Consider the following 24738-nt stretch of genomic DNA (forward strand, 5'->3'; position numbering starts at 1 on the left):
TGCAAACTGATTAGTTCAGTTTTGTTCTGCATGTGTAATTCATTATAATCTGCGAGATGATGTTGGCATATTCATCGCGGCGCTTAATCCACCTAGCTCTGATCGTTCTAGTTTTAGAAAGCCGCCATGCGCTTGTGCGACATCATTGGCAATACTGAGACCTAAACCGACACCGGATTTGTTTTGGTTACGGGCCGCATCTAACCGACCAAATGGTTTTAGTGCTTCATTGTAATTGTCGGAATCTATGCCAGGACCATTGTCTTCTACGCATATTTTCACAAGCCCGGGTGCCTGTGTGATATGGATATATACTGTATCGGCGTGATCTGCTGCATTATTGGCGAGGTTGGCAATAGCTCGTTTTAGAGCTAGGGGACGTCCGCGCATAAGCAAATGTTCGGGAGCGTTTAAAGTAATTCTTGCGCGATTTGAGGCCGCATGAAACGCTTGGTTGACCAATTCAACAGCGTCAAATTCTATTGTGGGTTCGTCAGCTTCGCCGCGCGCAAATGCGAGATATCCATCCAGCATTTGTTCCATTTCCAAAATGTCTGCTTTGGCGGCAGTTAGATCGACGCCTTTAATGTTTTTGAGCAAAGCAAGTTCTAACTTTAAGCGAGTCAGCGGTGTTCGGATATCGTGTGATACAGCGGCCAGCATTTGCGTACGTTGATCTACATATCTGTGAATACGGTTGCGCATTCGTATGACCGAACGAGCCGCTTTGCGTACTTCTCTTGCGCCAGATGGCTTGAAATGGGGCGCATCTTCTCCGCGACCAAAGGCGTCGGCGGCATCGGCAAGGTTTAAGATAGATCGCACATGGTTTCTCAAAAATCCGTGTGCGATAAGCAGCAAAACGCCAGAGAGAATAAAGGTCCAGAAAATAAAAATATGCGCTGTAATCATAACAGCACGTTTACGCGGGAACTCGATGACCAATACTTCGCCAATATTATCTTCAGGCGTATCGAGAGCATATTGAATGCGGATTAAACCATTGTCTGGAAGGCGTTCGATATTGAATCTATTGGGGAGTGTGTCTTCCAGTGTGTCTTTAAGGACGCCGCAGCAGGATGAATCTACTGACATAATCGGCGGAGTTGAGGTGATCCGTGTCTGCATGAGGTCGGCAATGTCAAACTGTGTGCTTATTTTTTGGAATAAGTCTCTGTCAGAATTTGCAGCGGAAATGAGGACGTCGATTTCTGAACTAATTGAGAGTGCTAGACGCCGGTTAACTTCTTTGACGTGCGAAGCAAAGAACATGGTCGTCATTGCAGCTATTAAAAGACCGATAGGTAAAATTACGATCAGGTAGGAGCGAACCAGATAGCCACGAGGGAAAAAGCGGGACAGTCTCATATTTTATTATTTCTGCGGACGTCTAATGCAAATACTAATCGCCAATCAGGCGATAGCCAATGCCACGAACTGTTTGAAGATGAATGGGTTCGCGAGGGTCTTGTTCTATTTTTCGGCGTAATCTCGTTACCTGCACATCGACAGAACGCTCAACACCGGCTGAGGTCAGGTTTGCCAATTCTTGACGTGATACTGGTTCGCCGTAACGCTGAGCAAGGATTCGAAGGAGTTGAACTTCATTTTCTGTTAGGCGCATAATACGTCCGTCACGGCGTAATTCACCTTTTGTCACATGAAAAATTTGACCGGACAGATTGACCTCTTCAACTGGTTCGGGTGGAGCAGAGCGGCGCAAAATGGCCGCTACGCGCAAAAGCAATTCTTCAGGTTCAAAAGGTTTGGTGACGTAATCATCAGCACCGCGGCGAAGGCCTTCTATACGGTCAATGGCGACATCTTTTGCTGTGAGCAATATGACGGGCGTATCAATTGTTTCTCGAATTGAGCTTAACAGACTAAATCCATCTTCACCGGGCATCATGACGTCTAGAATTATGAGATCAAATGCCATGGATTTCATAATTTTACGTGCATTAATTGCATCAGATGCTGTAGTGACGCCATACCCTTCAGACACAAGAAAGCGCTTTAGCAAATCGCGAATGCGATCATCATCATCAATGGCTAAGATGTGAGCAGTTTCGGTCATGAGTCTTCATCTTTCTCTGGCGAAGATTTCGCGACGTGTTGAAGCAGTTTTTTGGCATTTGCGACGACTTCCGGTCCTGAAGCGCGATAGGCTTCAAGTAGCACATCTCGCCAACCATTGGCAGCCTTGGAAATAACTTCCTTTCCAGATTCTGTCAGGTTTAATAAGCGCCGTCTACCATCTTTGGGGCAAGGGACGCGTTCTATATAGCCAGATTTCTCCAACGCATTTAGATTGCGGGCAAGCGATTGCTTTGGGGCAAATAAATGGGCCCGCAGTTCGGAAATGTCACAGCCTTCCATTTCAACCAATTCAATCAATGTATCCAGTTCAGCCTCTAATAGCCCCGCTTCTTGCGCGACACTTCCGACCATGTGCCGGATTTTTCGAGCTGATTGACGGATCAATGAAGCACCCTGATCCAGATCGGACTCGCGCAAATACAGACGCGACTCTTCAGCCGAATTGCTAGCGCCTCGAGAAACTGGGCGACTCATGGATTGATTGACAGGTCTAATCACTCTAAGAGAATGGATTGACATCCAAAGGAACTCAAGTCGTTGGGTGTTAGTTTTTCAATTTTTCGAGGAATTTCTCATGTCTATTCTGCCCTATGATGATCGCGATGGCTGGATCTGGCAGGACGGTGTCTATGTGCCGTGGCGTGAGGCGAAGGTCCATGTTCTAACACACTCCTTGCATTACGGCTCTTCAGTATTTGAAGGAGAGCGTGCATATGAAGGTCAGATTTTCAAATCAGAAGAGCACACAAAACGCCTCCACAAATCTGCTGAGTTGCTGGATTACAAAATCCCGTACTCTGAAGACGAAATCAATTCTGCCAAAAAAGACCTAATGGCAAAAATGGGTTTCACCGACTGTTACATCCGTGCTTTTGCATGGCGCGGTTCTGAAATGATGGGTGTGTCTGCGCAGCAAAATACAATCCATCTTGCAATCGCTATGTGGGAATGGGGCAATTATTTTGCTGATAAGATGAAGGGGATCCGTGTGACTATGTCAAAATGGAAACGTCCTTCACCAGAAACAATTCCATCAGCTGCGAAAGCAGCTGGCCTTTACATGATTTGTACAATGTCAAAACATGCAGCAGAGCAAGAAGGCTATGCCGATGCTTTGATGCTTGATTATCGCGGATATGTGTCTGAATTAACCGGTGCAAACATTTTTCTGATCAAAGATAATGTTATTCACACTCCGATTGCAGATTGTTTCCTTGATGGGATTACACGCCGCACAGTAATTGATCTTGCTAAAGCGCGTGGGTTTGAGCTTGTTGAGCGTCATATCAAGCCAGAAGAATTATCTGATTTTTCTGAATGTTTCATCACTGGGACAGCTGCTGAAGTGACGCCGGTATCGGAGCTTGCTGGTCATATGTACAAGCCGGGTAGCATCACAGAAGCTTTGGTTTCTGATTATGACGCTTTGGTACGCGGCCAATTGACACTTTCATAATGTCTTAGCTGACACAATATTGATCCATATAGGGTGTTTCAGTACGGTATGTGTTGAAACATCCTATCAGACTAGTGTGAGGTGATTGCTCAATTGCTTGGAACACACTATGTCTGAGGACAGACAGGCTTATTTTTGCGCTTTTGGCCTCAGCGCTTTTATGTTTTGGTTTTCTTCGGAGAAACTCTTATGACAGCTGTTTACGCACTCGTCGGTACTTTCCTAGTATTCGCTATTCTCAACATCCTAGAATACAAGCGGCTCGACTAGTCTCTTCCTCCTTCTGTTAGGAAATACCGTTGTCTACTGACATGATTATGCAAATCGTCTGGCTGTTATGCGGCTTAGGCTTACTTTTGTTCGCCGGTGATGCACTTGTGCGTGGCGCTGTTGCAGCGGCATTAAAAGTGGGGCTGTCTCCACTTGTTGCTGGTATTGTGGTTATCGGATTTGGAACCTCTTTACCTGAAGTTCTTGTATCTGTTGATGCAGCGATTAGCGGTGCTGAGGATCTGGCTCATGGGAATATCGTAGGTTCTAACATAGCAAATATAATGCTGGTGTTGGGTTTTACGGCTATTTTTGCACCTGTTGCGACAAATGCTCTTGGGACAGGGCGTTCTGCTGCTATGACGCTGGCTGCAACGTTTCTCTGGATTTTCGTCACATACTATTTTGGACTCAGTCCGATATGGGGGGCGGTCTTCCTAACTTTATTGATGGTGTATATCGTCTTTTTAATCCAATCCAGTCGCAAGCAAGTTGGTATATCAGGTGTTCATCATGATGAGATTCCTGAAGAGGTTGATGAAGCAGATAAAGACATGCCTGTCTGGAAAGTTTGTACTTTTCTGCTTATCGGATTGCTCGGGCTGGCTCTAGGTGCGCGCTTGACCATCAATTCAGGTGTATTCATTGCGCGTGAGTTGAATGTATCTGAAGCCTTAATTGGTCTAACTTTGCTGGCTGTAGGAACATCCCTTCCTGAAATTGGTGCAAGTGTTGCTGCTGCAATGCGTAAGCACACTGATGTCGTGTTGGGGAATGTCTTGGGGTCAAATCTGTTCAACCTGTTTGCAGCAGGTGGTGCGGTGGCATTGGTGAAGACACAGTCAATCGGTAATAGTTTCCACGATTATAGCCATTGGGTTATGGGGGCAGCTACAATCGCAGTGACGATATTTGTCGCTTTTAAATGGAAAATCGGACGTTTTGTCGGTGTAATTCTACTCGCGACATACATTGCCTATATCATCGGCTTGGTGAATGGATTTTCGTTTATCGATTTACCGGACCTCGTTGTTGAGCCTCCAGCGATTGAAACTGTTACACAGTGATAGAGAAGCGGGCGCTCATAACGGGGGCGGGGCGGCGGCTTGGCCAAGCTATGGCGACATGCCTTGGTGCGCGCGGGTTTAAAGTTGCTATCCATTATCGCTCATCCAAAGAAGGCGCGCAGCAAACTTTAGATGCTGTTCGTCAAGCCGGTGGCGCTGGCGCTATTGTGCAAGCTGATTTGCAAAGTGAAGCGGATCTGGCTTCTTTGGTGCAAACATCATCAAATTTATTATCTGGGCCATTAGGTCTGTTGGTAAATAATGCATCGGCTTTTGAAGAAGATGGACTGCAAAGCCATACTTTTGAAAGTTGGGACAAACATATGGCTATAAATCTGCGTGCGCCGATAGCTTTATCTCAGGCGTTTGCAGCGCAGATTGATAAAGACGCGAAAGGTTTGATTGTAAACCTGGTTGATCAGCGCGTGTGGAAACTTAATCCAACATTTTTCAGCTATACCTTGTCAAAATCTGCTTTATGGACGGCAACTCAGACAATGGCACAAGCGCTTGCGCCCAATATCCGTGTCAACGGGATTGGTCCGGGGCCGACATTGCAAAATGAACGTCAGTCTACTGCAGATTTTCAGCAACAAGTTGATGCGACTTTAACAGGCGAAGGTTCTTCACCAGAAGAAATATGTAAGGCCTTGCTTTATTTTCTGGACGCAGAAGCAGTGACGGGGCAGATGCTTGCAGTGGATGGCGGTCAGCATTTAGTATGGAAGACGCCAGATATAGATGGCGTTGTGGAATAGATTATGACGATTTCATATGAGCGTAACCCTGAATATACTGAAATTTTTCTGAAGCGTCTCACGATTAGGGCGCAATTGGGTGTGTTCACACATGAAAAAGGACGAACGCAACCGCTTATTCTAAGTATGCGGGCTTGGGCGAAGGTCGCACCAGTGAATGATGATTTAGTTGAAACAGTCGATTACAATCTGTTTTCGGATTCTGCGCGTTATTTAGCTGACAATCAGCACTTCGATCTGGTGGAGACTTTTCTGAACGCGTTGGCTGATAAAGTGATGAAAAATTCACAGATTGTGGCGGCTGAGTTTAGAGCGGAAAAGCCTGAAGCTATAGCTGGAGCTGAATGCGCTGGAGCGGTCATATATCGCACACGATAAGTGAGGGCGGATACGCTCTGGATTGCTTATCCGTGCTTCAATTCTTTGGGTGTGATGAATGTATTCAACGCCCAATCCTGTTGATCATTTTCTCTTCGATAAAATGCTGCAGCAGACGTCGGGAAGGCCATACGAATGCGGATGTCGTTTTCTTCCTGACCATTGGCTAAATCCATCGCTAGTAATTGTAAGCCGGGATTGTGGCCGATGAGAAGGATGCTCTTGCAGTCTGTCGTCGCTGCCATCAAATTAGCCTGCGCCATAACGACATGTGATTCTGCTAAATAGAGTTCAGGTATTGAGCTGGCTGGCGGTGTATTAAAAATTGATTGCACTGCGTTCAAAGTCTCACAACAGCGCTGCGCGTCAGAATGTAAAATAAGATCTGGTCGCGCGCCAAGACTGTATAATTTGGTTGCGACAAGTTTCGCATCGTTAATACCGCGTGGTGTTAAACGTCTATCATGGTCAGATTGGCCATGTTTAGCAGGTTGAGTTTTTGCGTGACGAAACAGAATGAACTCGATCATAATATGCCCTGCGAAGTCTTTGAGTCATTTAATTTTTAAGAAGATATACTCTGTGTTTGTCATAGCTGGCTAGCGCATTCTTCATTTAGGGGACGCACTTCGTTTAAAAAATATAGTGCAATAGGTGTTTCTTATTAGCTCTAAGCATTTTTTTGTGTCGAGCAAGGGTGTAATTTTCTGAGCATCGGTTATGGGTTTAAGCAAATTGGAATTTGAAAGAGCTTGAATCGAGATGAGATTTTTTCCGTTTATTTTGAGTTGTTTATTTTTTCTGGTGGCGCTAGCTGCGGGCTTTTACTCAAAATGGGTATGGATCGCTGCCTTACCGTTCGCTATTTTGGTTTGGATTGGTTTTTCTGATCTCATTCAGGTGCGACATGCCGTGCGTCGTAATTATCCTGTGACTGGGCGTTTCCGTAGTTTCTTTTACTGGCTGCGTCCATTTTTACGCCAATACATCGTCGAAAGTGAAACAGAAGGGCGTCCCTTCAATAATGAACAGCGTGCTTTGGTCTATAAGCGGGCGGAGAATGTCAGTAGTGTGGAGCCTTTTGGGTCACATGTTGATAATGACAGGGCTGGTTTTGAATGGATCGCGCACTCAATTGGTGCCGTCCAACCCGCACCAATTGAGACGTTGCGGGTCAAAGTCGGCGGGAAGAGTTGTAAATTACCCTATTCAGCGAGTGTCTTGAATATTTCCGCCATGAGTTATGGGTCACTTGGTGGACATGCGATTGAAGCTTTAAATCGCGGGGCTGCAAAGGGAGGCTTTTATCACGATACAGGTGAGGGCGGGGTATCACGTTTTCATAAAGCGGGCGGTGGTGATCTTGTTTGGGAATTGGGATCTGGATATTTTGGATGTCGCACTGCGGACGGAAATTTTGATCCGGATAAATTCAAAGATACAGCGGCACTTGATCAGATTAAGATGATTGAGATTAAATTATCTCAAGGTGCAAAACCTGGACATGGTGGTCTGCTTCCGGGTGCGAAAGTAACAGAAGCTGTTGCTGAGGCACGCGGTGTACCTATTGGTGAAACCGTTGTTTCACCACCATTTCATAAAGCCTTCTCAACGCCTGTCGAGTTGTTACAGTTTGTAGAAAAATTGAGGGATTTGTCTGGCGGTAAGCCTGTTGGGTTCAAATTGTGTATGGGGCCGGCCTATGAATTTCTGGCGATTATCAAGGCGATGCTAGAAACAGGTATCAAACCTGATTTTATCGTTGTTGATGGCGCAGAAGGCGGGACGGGTGCGGCACCAATGGAATTTCAAGACCACATAGGATCGCCATTGCGAGATGGGCTTATTTTAGCAAGGAATGCTCTAATTGGTGCTGGGTTGAAGGATGAGATACGTCTTGCAGCATCAGGTAAATTAGTGTCTGGCTATGGTATGTCGGCAGCGTTAGCGTTGGGCGCTGACTGGATTAATTCAGCACGTGGTTTCATGTTTTCGCTTGGGTGTGTTCAGTCTTTGCATTGTCATGACAACACTTGTCCCACGGGTATTGCGACGCAAGACCCAAGTCGAGAACGTGGTTTGGTAATCCCTGAAAAGGCGGAATATGTCTATCATTTCCATCACAACACATTACATGCACTGGCGGAGGTGATTGCAGCTGCTGGTGCGAGCCACCCTTATGAATTGGAACCTGATCGTTTGATGATTAGAGAGGCAAATTTGAAGTCGGTTCCGGCATCTGAATATTATGAATTGTTAGAAAATGATATTCTGCTGAATGCGCCTGAAGAGACTTATCTTGCTAAGGATTGGGCTAAAGCGAACCCGCATGTGTTCCATTAGAAATATTTGTATTAGGTAGCAGCCAGCTCTCTACATATACTTAGAGAGCTGGGCTTTTATACGGGTGTTATTCGGCTGATTTACTTTGCAGCTGGACGTAATTTTGAATACCCATTTTTTCGATGAGAGATTGCTGTGTTTCAATCCAGTCGACGTGCTCTTCTTCGTTTTCTAGGATTTTGTTGAATAGGTCACGAGACACATAGTCACGAATGCTATCACTATATTCGATTGCGTCTCTTAGAAGTGGAATAGCGTCATGTTCTAGTTTTAGGTCAGCCTCAAGAATTTCTTCTACGTTCTCACCAATGCGCAATTTTCCCAGATCTTGAAGGTTTGGAAGTCCTTCTAAAAAGAGAATACGATCGATGAGCCAATCGGCATGTTGCATCTCTTCTATAGATTCTTTGTATTCTTTTTCAGCTAGAACAGAAACGCCCCAGTCTTTCAACATACGTGAATGTAAGAAATACTGGTTGATCGCTGTGAGTTCATTCTTCAAAGCTTTGTTGAGGAATTCGATGACTTTAGTATCGCCCTTCATGGCCGTATCCTTTTTTTGCAGCCCAAAGGGGCGAGCCTGAAATTTGCGGCAACACTAATTTTATTTGGTGCACGAAGCAACGAAATTTTCAAAAAAATCTAATTTAATCAGTAGCTTTTGAGAATGTGAATTACTTCGGTATGCGAATGAAAATCATTCAGCAGCAATATCATTAGATGTTTCAGAACCTTGGCGCTCTGAGATCATATCTGCGATATCATGGCGGCATTGGCCGCAATTGAAGCGTGTTTGGTGATGTTTCATAACCGCAGGCGCAGAATCGGCACCGGCCTCGATGGCTTCGGTTATCTTTTTCTCATTAAGACGGCGGCAAATACAAACGATCATAAGAATTATTTGCAAGCGTTGCGAATGATTGTCAAGCTCATTCACTACGTTTTTTTAGAATTGGTTTGGTCGACAGTTGTTCTTTTTTAACGACTGAATGAAAAAGTGGACGAAATATATCGTCTTGCTATGGGAGGCAGCCAAACGTGCCAGTTTCTTTAAATCGCCGCCGTCTTGTTGCTGCTATGCTTTTGGCGGGCGTGAGTCCATCTGCATTTGCGGGCGAATCTAAGTCTGAAAAAAAAGACGAAGAATCCGAAGATGAAGTCATCACATGTGGAAAAGAATTGGTGGGATCATGGCTTATTGAATATGATGCCGCGACATGGCGGGTGATGAGTGACACGACCGAGATTGAGTGGATGATTGCGACAACTTTGGATAAGGTTGTTACGACAGGTTTTTTCATTGAAGTTAATAAACAGCGCCGGACTGCGGGTGGTTATGTCTATCAGGATGAAACCAAAGTTTGGTATAATGTGCCGGAGATAGAATTAGCCAGTTCACACGGAGAACCTTATTTCGTGTTCGGAAACCAGTTGGGGCATTCCTACCACCGTACAGTCGGATTTGGGACGCGTCGTTATTGGATAGAGAAAAATGAGTTCTGGTATCCTTCTGATGGACAATTCAGCACGAAGATGGATTTGGAGAAGCCAAAGATTGCAAAAGCATTTGCACATGCATTGGCCCATAAACATACGCCTTTGCGGTTGGAATTATATGTCCCCAACTGGTCGGATCAAAATGCGATCGCTATCGGGAATATGGTGGACCAAGCTGGACTTGAGGCTGCTGTTAAAGTTGCTGAAGAACGCGTGGCTGCGCTGGCGGCTAATCAAATGGAATGTTCAATCCCTTCTGAACCTGATTTCTTGCCACCAGAAAAAGAAGGTTGTTTCTTAACGACAGCAACAGTTGGTGCGATTGGATTGGCAGATGATTGTTGGGAATTGCAGACGCTTCGTAAATTCCGAGATAATGTGTTGAAGACGACCTTAAAAGGACGTTTGTTGGTCAAAGAATATTATGACATTGCACCTGATATTGTGGATCGTATCAATGCGCGATCAGATGCAGCTGATATATGGCGGCGCACATGGGGATTTGGAATTGTTCCAGCGGCTATTGCTGCAAAATTTGGATTGAATTCCGTTGCGCGGTCTATCTATTTCAGTATGACCAAGAAACTGCAAAAACTAGCGGTTTAACGCTTCATTCTTAAAATTGAGACCTATTTGAGCGGTGTTGAGTATGTATTCAACATCGCAATATTGACCCACGCTTAGAGCAAGGCTAACTGCCATGTTCTAACTGGAGAAAAAATCTAAAATGACAAACCCTGTTCTATCAGCAGATATCCTTACGCCGCTTGCTGAAGCGGCAAAAGCCTGGCCTTTTGAGCAAGCGCGCGCTTTGCTTAAACGTATCCAGAAGCTAGAGGAAAAACAGGGTCGTTCTAAAGATCAGCCGGTTATATTTGAAACAGGCTATGGTCCATCTGGTTTGCCGCACATCGGTACTTTTGGTGAAGTCGTGCGCACCACGATGGTGATGTCTGCGTTTGATCAGCTAACGGCTGGTGCATACACAAGCAAGCTTATCTGTGTGTCTGATGACATGGACGGGATGCGCAAAGTGCCACCGCATTTGCCCCAACAAGACATGCTAGCTCAGCACATGCAGGAGCCGCTAACAGCTATCCCTGATCCGTTTGGCACGCATGACAGCTATGGTGACCACATGAATGCGCGTTTGTGTGCATTCCTTGATAGCTTTGGCTTTGAATATGAATTCCACTCCGCGACGAAATTTTATAAAAACGGTGATTATGATGCCGCGCTTTTAAAAGCGGCTGAGAAATTTGATGACATCATGAAAGTGATGTTACCAACACTGGGGGCTGAGCGTCAGGCGACGTATTCACCTTTCTTGCCAATCTCTCCTAAAACAGGGCGCGTGCTTTATGTGCCGATGAAAAATGTCGATGCGCAAAAAGGCGAAATCACATTTGATGATGAAGATGGCACAGAGACAACGCTTGTTGTGACTGGCGGAAACGTCAAGCTTCAGTGGAAGCCGGATTTTGGTATGCGCTGGGCGGCGTTGGGTGTGGACTTTGAAATGTTTGGAAAAGATCACCAAGCCAATGCACCCATTTATTCGCGTATTTGTAAAATTTTGGGCAATGAGCCACCGACACAATATGTCTATGAGCTATTCCTAGATGATAAGGGTGAAAAGATCTCCAAGTCTAAAGGAAATGGGATCACGGTGGAGCAATGGCTGCAATATGCGCCGCAAGAAAGCTTGGCCTTATTCCAATTTCAAAAGCCACGTACAGCCAAGAAATTGCACTTTGATGTGATTCCTAAGGCTGTGGATGAGTATCTGACTTTCCTTGGAAAATTCCCAGAGGAAGAGCCTGCGCGTCAGGTGGAAAACCCTGTTTGGCACATTCATTCGGGTAACCCGCCAACGGAAAGCTCACCTATCTCGTTTGCCTTGCTTCTAAATCTTGTGTCGGCTGCCAATGCGGACACAAAGGAAGTGTTGTGGGGGTTCATCTCTAAATATGCACCTGATGCGACACCTGAGAATACACCCTTGCTAGATCATCTTGTTGGTTTTGCTATGGAATATTACCAAGACTTCGTGAAACCGACAAAGACATATCGTGCGCCAACAGACCAAGAGCGTGCTGCGCTTGAAAGCCTTGCCGAAAGCCTTGAAAGCTATGACGGTGAAGAAACAGGAGAGGCGCTTCAATCATTGGTTTTCAGTGTTGGTAAAGAGCACGAATTTGAAAACCTGCGTGACTGGTTCAAGGCGATCTATGAAGTTTTGCTTGGCCAATCTCAAGGCCCGCGTTTTGGTGGATTTGCCGCGCTTTACGGCGTCAGAGAAACAGCAATTCTCGTCCGCAAAGGTCTAGCGGGTGAGCTGGGTTAATCTGCCCGTGAAATAGAATTTGAAAAGCCCGTTAGAGCAATCTGGCGGGCTTTTTACTGACTAGCCCACAAAATGCGAGCAATCCATTCTATGTCGCTCGCGGCAAATTCGCGAGGCGGGTAGGCGGGGTTGGCAGATATCAACTCAACGCGGCTAGCTGATAAATGGCCAAGGAATTTAGCCAGTACTTCGCCTTCTTTTGTCTTGGCGACCACGCGGTCACCGCGACGTACATCCATGCCGGGCGCGACGATGATGCGATCACCTTCGCGGAAAACGGGCTCCATTGAATCGCCTGATATTTCCAAGGCATAGACGGTTTCATCGCCCATATCGGGGAAGTGGATATCATCCCAGCTCGCGCCTACGGGAAAACCTGCATCATCAAAAAAACCGCCATCACCAGCTTGCGCCAACCCGATTAACGGTATTGTGCGCCCTTGGCGGCCTTGCGCCATATCTGCAAATTCTTCCCAGCCAGTGCCAACGGCAGCAAGCGCTTTGGATAGACTTTCGGTAGAAGGCCAACGCGGTTTGGAGCCATCTGCACTTGCGCGCTTGGATTTGTTAAATGCCGTGGCATCAAGGCCCGCCGCCCGCGCTAAGGCTGAGACAGATAATCCATGACGCGCCGCCAGCGCATCAATACCATTCCAGATATCGCTATGTCGCATATGTTTTATGTCCTGTCGTCGTGAGATGGTAGGACTATATACTATATAAAAAGGAAGATAAACCTAAATGTTTTTATTTTGTTCTGCTTGAGGTTGGGTTTTTCACTAAAAATGTCGCTCTGTGGATAAGTTTCGCTAGACTTGATCTTTGAGTACGCTCAACATCTAAAGTGATCGAACGATTCGGCCTCCCATAAGCGCCAACCCACGAGAGACCTTATCGTTTACCTGCAATCTCATTAGAAGGGACTGCGCAGGAAACGAGCTCTGGTTAAAGAGTGATTTGATATGAATCACTAATAGCGCGTCAGTCAAGCGGTCTCTTCGTTTTTTAAGAAAGAGACTTAATATGTCTAAATCAAAGCCAAGAAAATCTAGACTCGCAGGTCGGGACGCTGGAACAGGACGTTTTGTGCCTATTGAAAAAGCCCGAAAAGATAAAAAAGGTTCGGTAGTGGAGCGGCTTCCATTACCTGGACATGGATTGGGGGATTAATTATAAAATGAAAAGTACTCTGTTGATGAATTTTTGCAGAGTACTTTTCGCTCTTTAGAGCATTAATGCTTCGCGACGATTTGCTACACGCTGCACAGCCTACTTCCACTAAAATTTATACCCCTTCAAATCTATTCAAAATTGTGTTAACCTAAGGGCATACAAAATAGAATGATGAGCTTCATTGGCTTGGTCGGAGACTGACGGCACTTATTGCCAGTGCCCACCTGCTAAGGTGAGAAGTAGGGCTTGCTTACAAGCCATATCCGGCGGATTTTTAAAGCCAATATGCACCCCGCCAGAGGGTTTTGCCAGATCGATTGGCGAGGGACCTGACGGGGTGTTTCTTTGTCTATAGATCAAACTCTTTCGCATTCAGGCGTTTCGCTAATCCATTACAACGAATGGCAGTTGGTTTATCCGTGCGCACTAATTCCATGGCTATTTTATAGCTTTCGGCATCAATCTGCTTTTTAGCTTCTTTGTTTTGGGTCGCATTCAAGTTGAGTTTCATTATGCTAGCCAGTTTCAGCATGTTGCGCTTGGTGTATGCATCATGAGCTGTTTTGATTGTTTCATAATCTTGTTTGCGTTGCATATTTTGCATGCATAACATGCTGGCTGTCGTGGTGCCGGATGCTAGCTGAATTTTCTCTAGATTTTTATCAGAGAAGGCTGTGCCGTTTGTTGTGGCTTCAGGTGAAAGTGCTTGAGGGGGAGTTTCATTCTGACATGCAATCAGAGCGAAGCTGGATATGCCAAAATATAGAGCAAGTATTGAGTGTTTCATGGATTAAGCCCCAGTTTCGTTATTCCATTAGTAGTTTGGGGCGTTTCTTTTAATAAATCGCTTCAAATAATAGTTTTGCGCCTAGCAGGCACATCATTACATAAATAATCAGGTAGAATTTTTCGGTTTCTATCCGCTTTACAATTGCGACCCCAATGAATGTGGAGATGATGGCGAGAGGTAATAAAATTGCGGATGTTTTCAGATTTTGTGTTGTCATCTGCCCAAGGGCAAGGAATGCTGGAACTTTGATCCAATTAACATATCCAAACGCGATTGATTTGGTGCCCACAAGAACATCACGCTGAAGTTTTTGCGGTAAAATCCACATATAGAAGGGCGGTCCACCTGCGTGGGCTATCTGGCTGGTAAATCCTGTTATAGTTCCAAAAAGCAAACCTGAGCTTAGTTTAGAGCTGGCTGCGATTTGAATTTTGCCTTTGAATTTTTTCCAGAGATTATGAAGTCCGAAAAATAACGAAATTGCACCCACTGCACCCATAATGGCATCGCGTGAGAGCATGTCTGCATAAAGATATCCAATATAGACACCCAATGTCATGCTGGGGAGCATGATGAAGACAATGCGCTTATCGACGGTTTTACGATAGGACCATATGCCGACTGCATCCTGACAGATTAGAATAGGGAGTAAAATGGCTGCGCCCGCAATAGGATCTCCTCCCAATGCCATTATCGGCATGGCGATCGCGCCTATGCCAGCAAATCCACCTTTAGATAATCCGGTAAAGAATACAGCGATAGCGGCACAAATATAGAAGAGAATGTCGGGGGTCATTCAGACGCGGTATCGCTTAGTTTGAAATATGTCAAAATCTATCTGGCTAAACTGAATTATTCGCGGTCAGGGCGTATTTCTAGTGCATCTATAAGATAAGGTGCTGCAAATTCAGCAAAATAAACCGCTTGTGTTGGATCGTTGCGAACACCGGCATAATTATCGGCAAAAGCAAGGACGGTGTCTTTGCTGTGTGTGGGGGGGCCGAAAGTATCTATAAATGCAGCTTCCAGAGCTGGAATTTCATTTGGCTCAACATTGATGACCGTGACGGCAAGTGCATCATTCACGAAGAGGAATTCGGCAAGACGAGGCTGTCCGAAATATTTGAATCCGTAGCAATTTAGTTGAAATTGAGATGTGACATCCGGGCTATCAATCATGTCGAAAGGAATAACTTCGGTGGCGTCACATTTGCCTTTGAGGTCATTTTCCATTGACCCCATGCGGCTAGCAAATTCGATAACGGTTGGTTTCTTAACCGACATTGGATCGCGGGGAAGATTACAGGCCGATAAAAAGGGAGCAGCGAGCAAACCAATTGCAGCGATGTGAAGGCGTTTTGAATTTAGCATTCGAACATTCCTTTTGCTGGTAACTCAGATAGGAAGCTTCAATTATGCCAGTATCACTCAATGATTTCGTTAAACCAAGTCTTTGATATAATTGTTTCTATTAAGCTTAATCTCGGTCAGGTAATTTATTGACGCGATCAATGACAAATGGGGCTGCCGTTTGGCTATAATATAGCGCTTCAGGCGTATCGTTGCGAACAGCCGCAAAATTATGGGCATACGCTAATATTGTGTCTTTTGAAGAGGTTGGCTCGCCAAAAAGACTTGAGAAAGCCACTTCCAGCGCCGGAATTTCTTCTGCTTCTACCAAAATCCATGTGAGCATAAGAGCATTATTTACAAACACAAATTCAGCCTTGCGTGGCGCGCCAAAATAACCAAATCCTTCGCAATCAATTTGAGTTTGGCTGCTAACATCAGGGATGCGTGGTGGATCAATTTCCCGAATCTCCAATGATGAGCATTTGTTTTTAAGGGCGGATTCCATGTCTGCCACGGAAGATTCAAATGCGATGACGTCCGGCTTCTGTACACTCATTGTGATGGTGTTGGTTTGTTCAGCAAATGTACATGCGGACAAAGCTGTAATGGCGACGGTTCCTGCCAAGCAGGACCGAATCAGATTTGGGGTCAACATTTGAAAGATTCCTAATTGGTAAAACTCTCTCCTGACACCATAAAAATATCAGGAGAGAGCTGTTAGTCGTTTGTTTTACCAGATTTTTATGCGTTTCTCTGGTGGTAAATAGAGAGCGTGATCTTCGGTGATCCCAAATGCTTCATACCAAGCGTCTAGGTTACGCACGGGGCCGTTTACACGGTAATATGGAGGGGAGTGAGGGTCAGTGATGAGTTGCTGGCGTGTCGCTTCATCACGGTATTTAGACCGCCAAACTTGTGCCCAAGACATGAAGAAACGTTGATCGCCAGTTAGGCCATCAATGACTTTGTCTTCTTCGCCATTCAAGGACAATTTGTAGGCTTTATACGCCAAAGACAAACCACCAAGATCCCCGATGTTTTCACCAAGAGTGAGTTGGCCGTTTACACATGTTTCACCATCGTCTAGCGGGCAAAAATCATTGTATTGAGCAACTAATGCTTTGGTAAGTAAGCGGAAACTTTTGAGGTCATCTTCTGTCCACCAATTGGATAAAGATCCGTCAGCACTGAATTTTGATCCTTGGTCATCAAAACCATGCCCGATTTCGTGACCGATCACACCGCCGATGGCACCATAATTTACGGCCGGGTCGGCTGATATGTTGAAAAATGGTGGTTGCAGAATTGCTGCTGGGAACACGATCTCATTAAAGAGTGGGTTATAATAAGCGTTGATTGTTTGGGGTGTCATGAACCATTCATCACGGTCCATTTCAGTGCCTAGTTGCGAGATATTGTCTTTCCACTGCCAGTCTGATGCTGCGATTTTGTTGTCCAAGGCATGGTCTGTTACAATAAGAGTGTCGAATGTTTCAAACTCTTTTGGGTATCCAATTTTCGGGTTGAATGTGTCGAGCTTTTCTTTGGCTTTGACTTTTGTGTCATCGCCCATCCACTCAAGCTCTTTGAGGTTTTCCGCCATTGCAAGGCGTAGGTTTGCGACGAGTGCATCCATTGCCACTTTATTTTCTTCAGGGAAGTGACGGGCAACATACTCTTTCCCGATGGCTTCACCTAGAATATTTTCTGTGGCACCAACAGCGCGTTTCCAACGTGCGCGTTGTTCTGGCTGGCCACGCAAAGTTTTGCCGTAAAAATCAAAGTTTGCGTCATCAATGTTTGATGGAAGTACACTGGCGTGATCTGATAAGAAATGCGCTGTAAGATAAGCTTTCCAGACATCCAGTGGTGTGTCTTCTATAACCTGGAAAGCTTCAGGGAAACCGCCGCCCAATTTTGCTGCGTCTTCTGCTGATAAACCAGCTTCATCAAGCTCTTCTTGAGTTGGCGGGATTTCGCCTACGATAAGTTCTGTTTGTCCTGCTAGACCGATTCCATCGAGGAAAGTGGCAACAGGAAATTGCGTGGCCATAGCTTCTAAAGTTTCAACAGAGATTTTGTTGTAGGTGATTTCAGGATTACGTGAGATCGCACGATCCCAATGTGCTGCAGCGATTTTCGTTTCAAGGTCCATCACTTGTGTTGCGGCTTCCGATGGAGAATCAAAGCCCGCTTCTGTGAGAAGGAATGTCAGGAATTCCACATATTTGGAACGCTGTTCGACAGATTTCTCATCGCTTTTGAAGTAATAGTCGCGGTCAGGCAGGCCAAGTCCAGAAAGTCCAGCTTGGAAAATGTAAACATCTGTTTCTTTTGGATCCGCAAAGACATATCCACCAAAAGGAGACGCAAACCCTGCGGACGCGAAGATGTTTGCAAGGTCGTCTAGGCTGTTTAACGAACTAATGCGATCAAGATAAGGCTGGGCAGGTGTGAGGCCGGCTGCATTGATTGCATCTGTGTCGGAGAAGGCTTTGTAGAACATGCCAATCTTGCCGGAAGATGTGCTCAAATCTGGCGTGGATTTGGCAAGGTCTTCAATGATTGTACGAACTTGAATTTCTGATTGGTCAGCAAGTAGGTTGAATGAGCCATAACGTGATTTGTCGGCTGGTATTTCAAACGTGTCATACCATTTCCCGTTCACGTGACGGAAAAAGTCATCACCAGCAGCAGCGCTTTCATCCATTGCGCTCAGGTCTAGACCAAATGCGCCAAAGTCTGGTGTTTTGGGTGTGACTGCAGTTTTGACCTCTTCAACAACTTCCGTGACTTCAGTGACGGCTTGTTCTGCAGCGTTAGTGTCTTCGATAGCCGGCTCAACGCTTGCGCACGCCGCCGCTAAAGAAAGAGCTAGCACTGATGTTGCTAGTTTTAAGTGTTTTAGCATGTGGTTCTCCTAAGATATGCGCAAGAGCTAATACGCACTACTCTGAAAAGTAAACAAACGCACAAAATTATTCTGTACGTTTGTTAAGAATACGACTTATTCAGCCGGGACTGCTAAGCCCTCTGCATCTGCATCACCAGAAATGTCGAGTGTCTCTTCATCAAATGTGTGGCCAATCGGTTGATATTTCTTGCCTTTAAAGATTCGCGCAGAGATACGGCCGATTTCGACACCAATTGCATACAGGGATGGCACAAGAAGTAGGCTGAGGAAGAGAGCGAAGATCACAGCGCACCCAAGCGAGACAACCATTGGCTTTAGGAATTGTGCCTGCATGGAGCGATCCATTATCATCGGCAAAATACCGATGAATGTTGTGATGGACGTCAACAAGATGGGACGGAAACGGGACACACCTGATTCTACAATCGCCTGAAATGCGCCCACTCCGTGCTCTCTCCGTTTATTGAGGTAGTCAATCAGCACGAGGTTATCATTGATGACGACACCGGCTGCTGCCGCGATCCCAAAGATGGAGAACATCGCCATGGGTACACCCAAAAGGGCATGCCCAAATACAGCACCCGCAAACCCAAATGGAATAGCTGACATGATGAGGAGCGGTTGTGAGTAGGATTTGAAAGCAATCGCTAGCAAACAATACATCATAAAGAACGCACCAAGCTGAAGACCAATGATTTCTTGGAAGAACTCAGCTTCACGTTCTGCTGAACCAAGTGCTCCAGACGTCAGGCCAGGATATTTTTCTTGCAAACTTGGCATGAAGTCCTTGTTGACGGCTTGAATGATTTCGCGCTGCGCTTCTCCAGCAACTTCGGCAAATACGGACACTGAACGCTGGCGTTCACGGCGTAAAATGCGGTTTATTCCTGGTGCAAACTCGATTTCGGCAACTTCCATAAGTGGAATTTCGCGGCCATCGGCTGTGCGGATACGGAATTGATCCAAACTATCAAGGGAACGGCGTGCCTCTTGAGGGAGTTTCACCATGACGCGAACATCATCACCATCACGGGGTAGGCGTTGCGCTTCAATCCCGTAATAAGCCTGACGTACCTGACTGGAGACGTCTCTTAATGTTAGTCCAAGACTTTCAGCACCCGGTTTCATCGTTAGACGAATTTCTTGAGCAGCGGCTGAAAAATTGTCTCCTACATTATAAGCTTGGGCATAAGTTCCCAAATGGGTGCGTAATTCATCGGCAGCTTTACGAAGAACGTCTAAGTCGGGGTGGTTCAGAGCAAAACGTAGCCGTGGGTCATTGTCATTGAATGAGAATGCAAACTGGGCATCTTCAGCGTCCGGAATATCTCCAGTAAGATCACGAAGTTCTTCTGCCAGTGCTTTGGTTGAAACAGTACGTGGTCTAATTTCTGGAGCGGCAAGCCCGATCCAAGACATGACTTCACCTTCTGAAGCAACAATAGATGCATCACGGACGATATCGAAATCGAGTTCACTCCATTTTTCGTTTTGGCTGTCTTTCAACGCCTGAATACCTGCATTTAGCTGTGCGCGAACCTGATCGACACGGCTGAATGGCGTACCATCGGGCATTTCGATCTGTACGAATATGAAATCACCTTCTGTTTCAGGATCGAATTTGAAGGGGACATATCCGTGCTGAACAAGACCAAGTGCAAACATGAATAAAGCAATGAAAGCAGCTGCTGTTGCATAGCGCATTTTAATCGCAAATTTCAAAATCGGCATGTAAATTGTGCGGGCGACCCAAAGCAGGCTGTCAGCAATAATACGTTGGAAGCGTGTGAATTTTGCCCCTATTCTGGATTTAAGGGATTCGCCACCTTCGGTTTTTTGTTTCTTCAAATGTGCAAGGTGAGCGGGCAGAATGAGGAAAGCTTCAACCAATGAGAATGTTAGGGCGGCAATCACCGTTAAGGTGAAGTTTTGTGTAAATTGACGTGCTCCACCAGAGATCATAGCCCAAGGCGCGAAAGCAATCATTGTTGTGATAACACCAAATAGCACAGGCTTGGCGACCGCTTTTGCACCATGTATGGCCGCTTCAACACCTTCTCGGCGTCCGCTTTCTACTTCGGTGTGAATGCTTTCACCAATTACAATCGCATCATCGACGACAACTCCAATCACCAGCAAACAGGCAAAGAGTGATAGAATGTTGAGAGATACGCCCATCATGGGGAGTAGGAAGAAGCCACCGGCAAATGCCGTCATAATTCCAGCCGCAACCCAAAACGCCACGATAGGACGCAAGAACAGCAATAGGACAATAAGAACAAGTATTGTTCCAGTAATGGCTGAGTTGGTGATGATTGATATCAACTTGCTCATAAAGTCATGGTCTGACCATAACAAATTTAGAGTGATTGATTCTGGGAGAGTTTCGTTTTTCTCTTCCATGTACTGCTTCAGCGCTTTTGAATACTGAGGCAAGTTCATTTTTTCTGTTTGACGCATCATAATGAAAGCAGCTTTTTTGCCTTCAAAAGATGTTTGTAAGTCAGCATCGACAAAACCATCAATAACGCGCGCTACATCTCCTACACGGATAACGCCGCCATTTGCAGTTTGTTTGACAATAAGATTGTTAAACTGGTCTGCAGTATCCGCGAGGTTACGTGTCTGGATAGATACATTACCCGTGTCAGTGCGGACTTGGCCGCCGCTTCCATTGATGGAACTGCTTTGTACAGCGGACGCAATATCACTAAAAGTGAGTCCGTACTGACGCATAGCAGATTCCGAGACTTCAATCGTGACTTCTTCTGATAAAGTGCCTTGAACTCTTGCCAATTCACCACCGGGAATACGTGCAATCTCATCACGGATTTCATCTGTAATATGCTTGAGTTCGCGTGTGCCGATATCACCAGCGACAACCAGACCGAAATATTCGTTATTTTGCTTCCACTGCTGTACCTGAGGTCTGTATGCAGAAGGGGGGAGGTTGTTGATGGAATCTACACGTAGCTTGATTTCATCAAGGAATTTTTGTGTATCCACCGAATTTAGTGCTGCGATGTTGACTGTTCCACCGTCTTCATAGGCAATGGATGTGATGCGATCGATACCGTCGACATCTGATACAGCTTCTTCGAGGCGCAAAACAAGCTGCTCCTCAGCATCCTGAGGGGAAGCGCCAGGCCAAGCAATCGTTACAGATACACCTGCAAATTCACCGCCGGGAAACACTTCTTGTTCAAGGCGTGAGAAACCAAATAGCCCGCCGACAATACAACAAATCATCAGCAAATTGGCGGCAACTGAGTTGCGTGCCCAAAAGGATATTATGCCACCCATTAGTTTGCTCCAACGTTAGAATCTTTAGAATCAGCGGCAAGCGCAAGAGTCTCATCTGTCTCTGATAGGGGTTGAGATGTTGCATCTGCATTGAATGTACGCACACGCATGCCTGTCATCGCAGCTTGTACTGGTGAAATAATCACGCGTTCGCCGTCGCTTAAACCTGCTTCGATATATACAAACTCTTTCGTTGAGCGGAGCACATCCACTGTCCGTATTTCGAGTGTTTGAATGATTTGGGATTTGGCGTCTGGTTCTTTTTTTGCAGCACCGTTTTTCGCTTTTTCAGCATCTTGTTTTTTGTTTTCTTGAGCAATTTTTTCGTATTTTGCGTTGATGTCCGCTATTTTCTTGTCGATTGCATCAGCAGGAATATCATATCCCAGCTCTGTTTTTGTACGCTCTACAGATTTGCGTGCCTCAGCAATTTCATGTTGTTTTTCATTTTCCAGACGGGTTTCGCGGTCTTCTATCTCTTCTTCAGTTTCCTTAATGACATAGACAGTGTCTAGTCCACGTAATGCGGCCCGTGGTGCGCGGATAACATCATTGAGGACACGCCCTTCGATATTAGCTGAAACGAACAGGCCGGGAGCTAAAGGCGTGTCTCCATCTGCACCTTCTCCAAATGGATCATTGACTTGAGCAAAGATAGAGACAAGGCGGGTGCGTGAGTCAATTGAAGCACCTGTACGCGTTACATATCCTGTCCAATTGCGTGGCTTTCCACCAACATCCGCAGTGAAAGATACTTTAGGGCCAAGTGAAGATTTAGAAGCATTGAATGCGATTGGAAGACCAAGGTCACCCATTTCGTCATTTGGAATGGCAAGTTCAACTTCAACTGCATCTTTCGCAAATACGACACCGACTGGCGTTCCTGGTGATACAAATTGTCCCAACTCAACATTTTTCTGTTCAACAAGTCCATCAAATGGCGCGCGCACTTCAGTACGTTGAAGTTGGAGATCAGCATCTTCAGCCTGTGCTTCAGCGGCAGCTAGGGCAGCACGTGCTTCGGCAAGTTGCGGTTCACGTAGAGCAAGTGGGCTTGGGTTTTCTATTCCGAGCTCTTTGAGTTCAGTTTTGGCAACTTCCGCCTGCGCCATAACTGTGGCTAAGGCTTGGCGCGCGCTGGCTACAGTTGAATCCGCACGGACTGCGGAAAGGCGGTAGTCAGCATCTTCCAGACGGATCAGCACTTCGCCGCGTTTGACAAAACCACCATTTTCAAGGTTTGGAGACACATATTTTACGCGTCCAGACACTTGCGGTGACAGCTGAACCTGACGTTTGGGTTTGACAACGCCTTGTGCTTCCACGGAAAGAGAAACATTCGCCAGAACGGCTGGTTCGGATAACACAGCCAGACCAATAGGGCCGCGATCTTTAACTTCGGGAGGCGGTTTCATGGCACCAAGTGTGCCTTGAGCGACAACTCCAACACCTAAAAGAGCGACGGGTATGACAACAAATTTGACGATAGTTGTTATTTTCATTGTTTTAGCTTCCTGCAGGGGCGTTGATCACTGGCGCGTCTCCGCCGCCCAACGCAAGGTGATAATTAATACGGTTGATGCCGCGAGATGCGCGCGCAGCGATAAGCTGGCTCTTCGCACTGATGCGGCGGGTTTGGGCATTGATAAGATCAAATATTGAAATCAGGCCCTGCTGATATTGTCGTTCAGCGATGACCTCAGCTGCTTGGGCTTCTTCCATGGCTATCTGCAATGCATATTCTTGTTGCTCTAGTGAAAGATCGGCTGAGCGCGCTCCTTCCACTTCTTGCCATGCAGCAAGCACAACACTCGCATAATTGGCGGCTGCAGCTTCAGCATTTAATCGTGCAGATTTTGCTTGATTAGCTAGTTTCCCACCATTGAAGATTGGGGATGCAATGTTTGCTAGGACGCGACCGGCAAGTTGATCTACGTCAAGTAAATCACCTATTTCAGTGGTTTCTATTGTGCCTGAAGCTGAAAGGCTCAGTGAGGGGCGCATTGCGATTCTGGCCAGATCTGCTCTTAAACCAGCCGCAGCCATACGCGCTTCAGATGCTGCAACATCTGGGCGGCGGGCAAGAAGGTCCATCGGTGAGATGTTTGCATCAGCCATAGGACCTAAAGTTGGTGGTGTTTCTGGCGCATTTATTTCAGCGGCTGGATAACGACCAAGTAAAACTTCTAGTGCACGTGCTGAATCTGATACGTCTAGTTGTGCGCGTGCAATGGAAGATTCTGCGCTGGCTTCAGCGGAACGGGCTAGTCTTACGTCTAATGTCGTTGCGAGACCTGTTCCGACACGGCGTTCGGTTAATTCTCTGGCGCGCTTTCTGGCGGCAAGTTCATCTTCTGCCAAGGTCAATTGAGCGCGTGAATTGGATAGGCTTATCCATGCATTTGCTGTGCGCCCAGCTATAGAGAGGCGTAAATCATCTAGGTCAGCTTGGCTCGCATTGAAATCTTCATCAGAGGCGGCAATCCGTTTGGAAACCTGTCCCCAAAGATCAACTTCCCAGCTTGTTGTAAGGGAAATGGAAGCTGTGTCAGATTCAGTTTGTCCTAAGCCCACGCGTCCTAGAGTGGAGGACGCTGAAAGGTCGGGCAATCTGTCACCCCGAGCTGCGCGTGATGTTGCATATGTTGCGCTAGCTCTGGCGCGGGCTGCCAATAAGCTTGGATTGGCTTGGATGGCTTCCGTAATCAGACCATTCATAACGTCTGAATCAAATTGGGCTGTCCAATCAGATTGTGAGGCTGGAGAAGGGAGTGTTACAGCCCACTCATTTGGAATGGAAGTTGTCGCTAAAGTGTAATCAGCCGCAATATCGCCACCACCTATACTGGCGCAGCCGCTGGCCAAGATTGCAATTGCTGACGCTGAGTAATGTTTCATGCGAATTGTTTTCCGTGTCTTTTAGAAAAGTGCTTGCGCTGGCAGCGCGAGTTTGAGCTATATATCTTTCAATATGTCACGAAAGTCAACA

General features: G+C 46.1%; 23 protein-coding genes. 8 read left to right on the forward strand and 15 right to left on the reverse strand.

Annotated features, from left to right (window positions below):
• Window positions 1-42: 42 nt before the first annotated feature.
• Genes AC5EF3_RS03145 through AC5EF3_RS03155 form a run of 3 tightly spaced genes read right to left on the reverse strand, consistent with a single transcriptional unit; the run spans window position 43 to window position 2574 of the window.
• On the reverse strand, window positions 43-1368 hold the full coding sequence (locus tag AC5EF3_RS03145) for an ATP-binding protein (protein ID WP_012778173.1): 1326 nt from the start codon (window positions 1366-1368) through the stop codon (window positions 43-45).
• Window positions 1369-1402: 34 nt separating this feature from the next.
• On the reverse strand, window positions 1403-2077 hold the full coding sequence (locus AC5EF3_RS03150) for a response regulator (protein WP_012778174.1): 675 nt from the start codon (window positions 2075-2077) through the stop codon (window positions 1403-1405).
• Complete coding sequence (locus AC5EF3_RS03155) at window positions 2074-2574, reverse strand: MarR family winged helix-turn-helix transcriptional regulator (protein ID WP_233356720.1); 501 nt, start codon at window positions 2572-2574, stop codon at window positions 2074-2076. The genes AC5EF3_RS03150 and AC5EF3_RS03155 overlap by 4 nt, the downstream gene beginning before the upstream one ends.
• Window positions 2575-2674: 100 nt before the next feature.
• On the opposite strand from AC5EF3_RS03155, the gene AC5EF3_RS03160 reads away from it, so the two are divergent.
• From AC5EF3_RS03160 to AC5EF3_RS03175, 4 genes are all read left to right on the forward strand, one after another.
• Window positions 2675-3556: a branched-chain amino acid aminotransferase gene (locus AC5EF3_RS03160; protein WP_493546994.1), complete on the forward strand. Its 882-nt coding sequence runs from the start codon at window positions 2675-2677 to the stop codon at window positions 3554-3556.
• Between the two features lie 299 nt (window positions 3557-3855).
• A complete protein-coding gene (locus AC5EF3_RS03165) occupies window positions 3856-4893 on the forward strand; it encodes a calcium/sodium antiporter (RefSeq protein WP_493546995.1) in 1038 nt (345 codons plus the stop codon).
• Window positions 4890-5651, forward strand: coding sequence for an SDR family oxidoreductase (locus AC5EF3_RS03170; protein ID WP_493546996.1), 762 nt, complete (start codon window positions 4890-4892; stop codon window positions 5649-5651). Before AC5EF3_RS03165 ends, AC5EF3_RS03170 begins: the two co-directional genes overlap by 4 nt.
• Before the next feature lie 3 nt (window positions 5652-5654).
• Window positions 5655-6029, forward strand: coding sequence for a dihydroneopterin aldolase (locus AC5EF3_RS03175; protein WP_493546997.1), 375 nt, complete (start codon window positions 5655-5657; stop codon window positions 6027-6029).
• Window positions 6030-6055: 26 nt separating this feature from the next.
• Here AC5EF3_RS03175 and AC5EF3_RS03180 read toward each other — a convergent pair whose 3' ends face one another.
• Window positions 6056-6559, reverse strand: coding sequence for a SixA phosphatase family protein (locus tag AC5EF3_RS03180; protein WP_012778180.1), 504 nt, complete (start codon window positions 6557-6559; stop codon window positions 6056-6058).
• 232 nt (window positions 6560-6791) lie between these two features.
• Here AC5EF3_RS03180 and AC5EF3_RS03185 point away from each other — a divergent pair, with 232 nt between their 5' ends.
• A complete protein-coding gene (locus AC5EF3_RS03185) occupies window positions 6792-8372 on the forward strand; it encodes an FMN-binding glutamate synthase family protein (RefSeq protein ID WP_493546998.1) in 1581 nt (526 codons plus the stop codon).
• 67 nt (window positions 8373-8439) lie between these two features.
• Here the strand turns inward: AC5EF3_RS03185 and bfr are convergent, their stop codons facing one another.
• On the reverse strand, window positions 8440-8916 hold the full coding sequence (gene bfr / locus AC5EF3_RS03190) for a bacterioferritin (protein ID WP_493546999.1): 477 nt from the start codon (window positions 8914-8916) through the stop codon (window positions 8440-8442).
• Window positions 8917-9069: 153 nt separating this feature from the next.
• Window positions 9070-9309 (reverse strand): (2Fe-2S)-binding protein, encoded by a 240-nt coding sequence (locus AC5EF3_RS03195; protein ID WP_233356721.1) that lies wholly within the window; start codon window positions 9307-9309, stop codon window positions 9070-9072.
• A 101-nt stretch (window positions 9310-9410) separates the two neighbouring features.
• Between AC5EF3_RS03195 and AC5EF3_RS03200 the strand changes: the two genes are divergently transcribed.
• The gene (locus AC5EF3_RS03200; protein WP_012778184.1) at window positions 9411-10475 is read left to right on the forward strand and encodes a CFI-box-CTERM domain-containing protein; all 1065 of its coding nucleotides are present in this window, start codon (window positions 9411-9413) and stop codon (window positions 10473-10475) included.
• A gap of 121 nt (window positions 10476-10596) precedes the next feature.
• Window positions 10597-12216 (forward strand): lysine--tRNA ligase, encoded by a 1620-nt coding sequence (locus tag AC5EF3_RS03205; protein WP_493547000.1) that lies wholly within the window; start codon window positions 10597-10599, stop codon window positions 12214-12216.
• 53 nt (window positions 12217-12269) lie between these two features.
• On the opposite strand, the gene AC5EF3_RS03210 is transcribed toward AC5EF3_RS03205, so the two are convergent.
• Complete coding sequence (locus tag AC5EF3_RS03210) at window positions 12270-12890, reverse strand: S24 family peptidase (RefSeq protein ID WP_012778187.1); 621 nt, start codon at window positions 12888-12890, stop codon at window positions 12270-12272.
• Between the two features lie 349 nt (window positions 12891-13239).
• Between AC5EF3_RS03210 and AC5EF3_RS03215 the strand changes: the two genes are divergently transcribed.
• Window positions 13240-13386: a hypothetical protein gene (locus AC5EF3_RS03215; protein WP_493547001.1), complete on the forward strand. Its 147-nt coding sequence runs from the start codon at window positions 13240-13242 to the stop codon at window positions 13384-13386.
• Window positions 13387-13738: 352 nt separating this feature from the next.
• On the opposite strand, the gene AC5EF3_RS03220 is transcribed toward AC5EF3_RS03215, so the two are convergent.
• From AC5EF3_RS03220 to AC5EF3_RS03255, 8 genes are all read right to left on the reverse strand, one after another.
• Window positions 13739-14176, reverse strand: coding sequence for a hypothetical protein (locus AC5EF3_RS03220; RefSeq protein ID WP_493547002.1), 438 nt, complete (start codon window positions 14174-14176; stop codon window positions 13739-13741).
• A 49-nt stretch (window positions 14177-14225) separates the two neighbouring features.
• Complete coding sequence (locus AC5EF3_RS03225) at window positions 14226-14975, reverse strand: sulfite exporter TauE/SafE family protein (protein ID WP_012778191.1); 750 nt, start codon at window positions 14973-14975, stop codon at window positions 14226-14228.
• Between the two features lie 56 nt (window positions 14976-15031).
• Window positions 15032-15550 carry a hypothetical protein gene (locus tag AC5EF3_RS03230; protein WP_493547003.1) on the reverse strand — a complete coding sequence of 173 codons (519 nt, stop codon included), beginning with the start codon at window positions 15548-15550 and terminating at the stop codon, window positions 15032-15034.
• Window positions 15551-15656: 106 nt separating this feature from the next.
• Window positions 15657-16187, reverse strand: coding sequence for a hypothetical protein (locus AC5EF3_RS03235; protein ID WP_493547004.1), 531 nt, complete (start codon window positions 16185-16187; stop codon window positions 15657-15659).
• A 75-nt stretch (window positions 16188-16262) separates the two neighbouring features.
• Window positions 16263-18443 carry a M13 family metallopeptidase gene (locus AC5EF3_RS03240; protein ID WP_493547005.1) on the reverse strand — a complete coding sequence of 727 codons (2181 nt, stop codon included), beginning with the start codon at window positions 18441-18443 and terminating at the stop codon, window positions 16263-16265.
• A gap of 96 nt (window positions 18444-18539) precedes the next feature.
• Entirely contained in the window at window positions 18540-21749 is a 3210-nt protein-coding gene (locus AC5EF3_RS03245; protein WP_493547006.1) for an efflux RND transporter permease subunit, read from the reverse strand.
• Window positions 21749-23251, reverse strand: coding sequence for an efflux RND transporter periplasmic adaptor subunit (locus AC5EF3_RS03250; protein WP_493547007.1), 1503 nt, complete (start codon window positions 23249-23251; stop codon window positions 21749-21751). The genes AC5EF3_RS03245 and AC5EF3_RS03250 overlap by 1 nt, the downstream gene beginning before the upstream one ends.
• Before the next feature lie 4 nt (window positions 23252-23255).
• Window positions 23256-24647: an efflux transporter outer membrane subunit gene (locus AC5EF3_RS03255; RefSeq protein WP_493547008.1), complete on the reverse strand. Its 1392-nt coding sequence runs from the start codon at window positions 24645-24647 to the stop codon at window positions 23256-23258.
• Window positions 24648-24738 lie beyond the last annotated feature (91 nt).

The sequence above is a fragment of the Hirschia sp. genome (genome assembly GCF_058892565.1).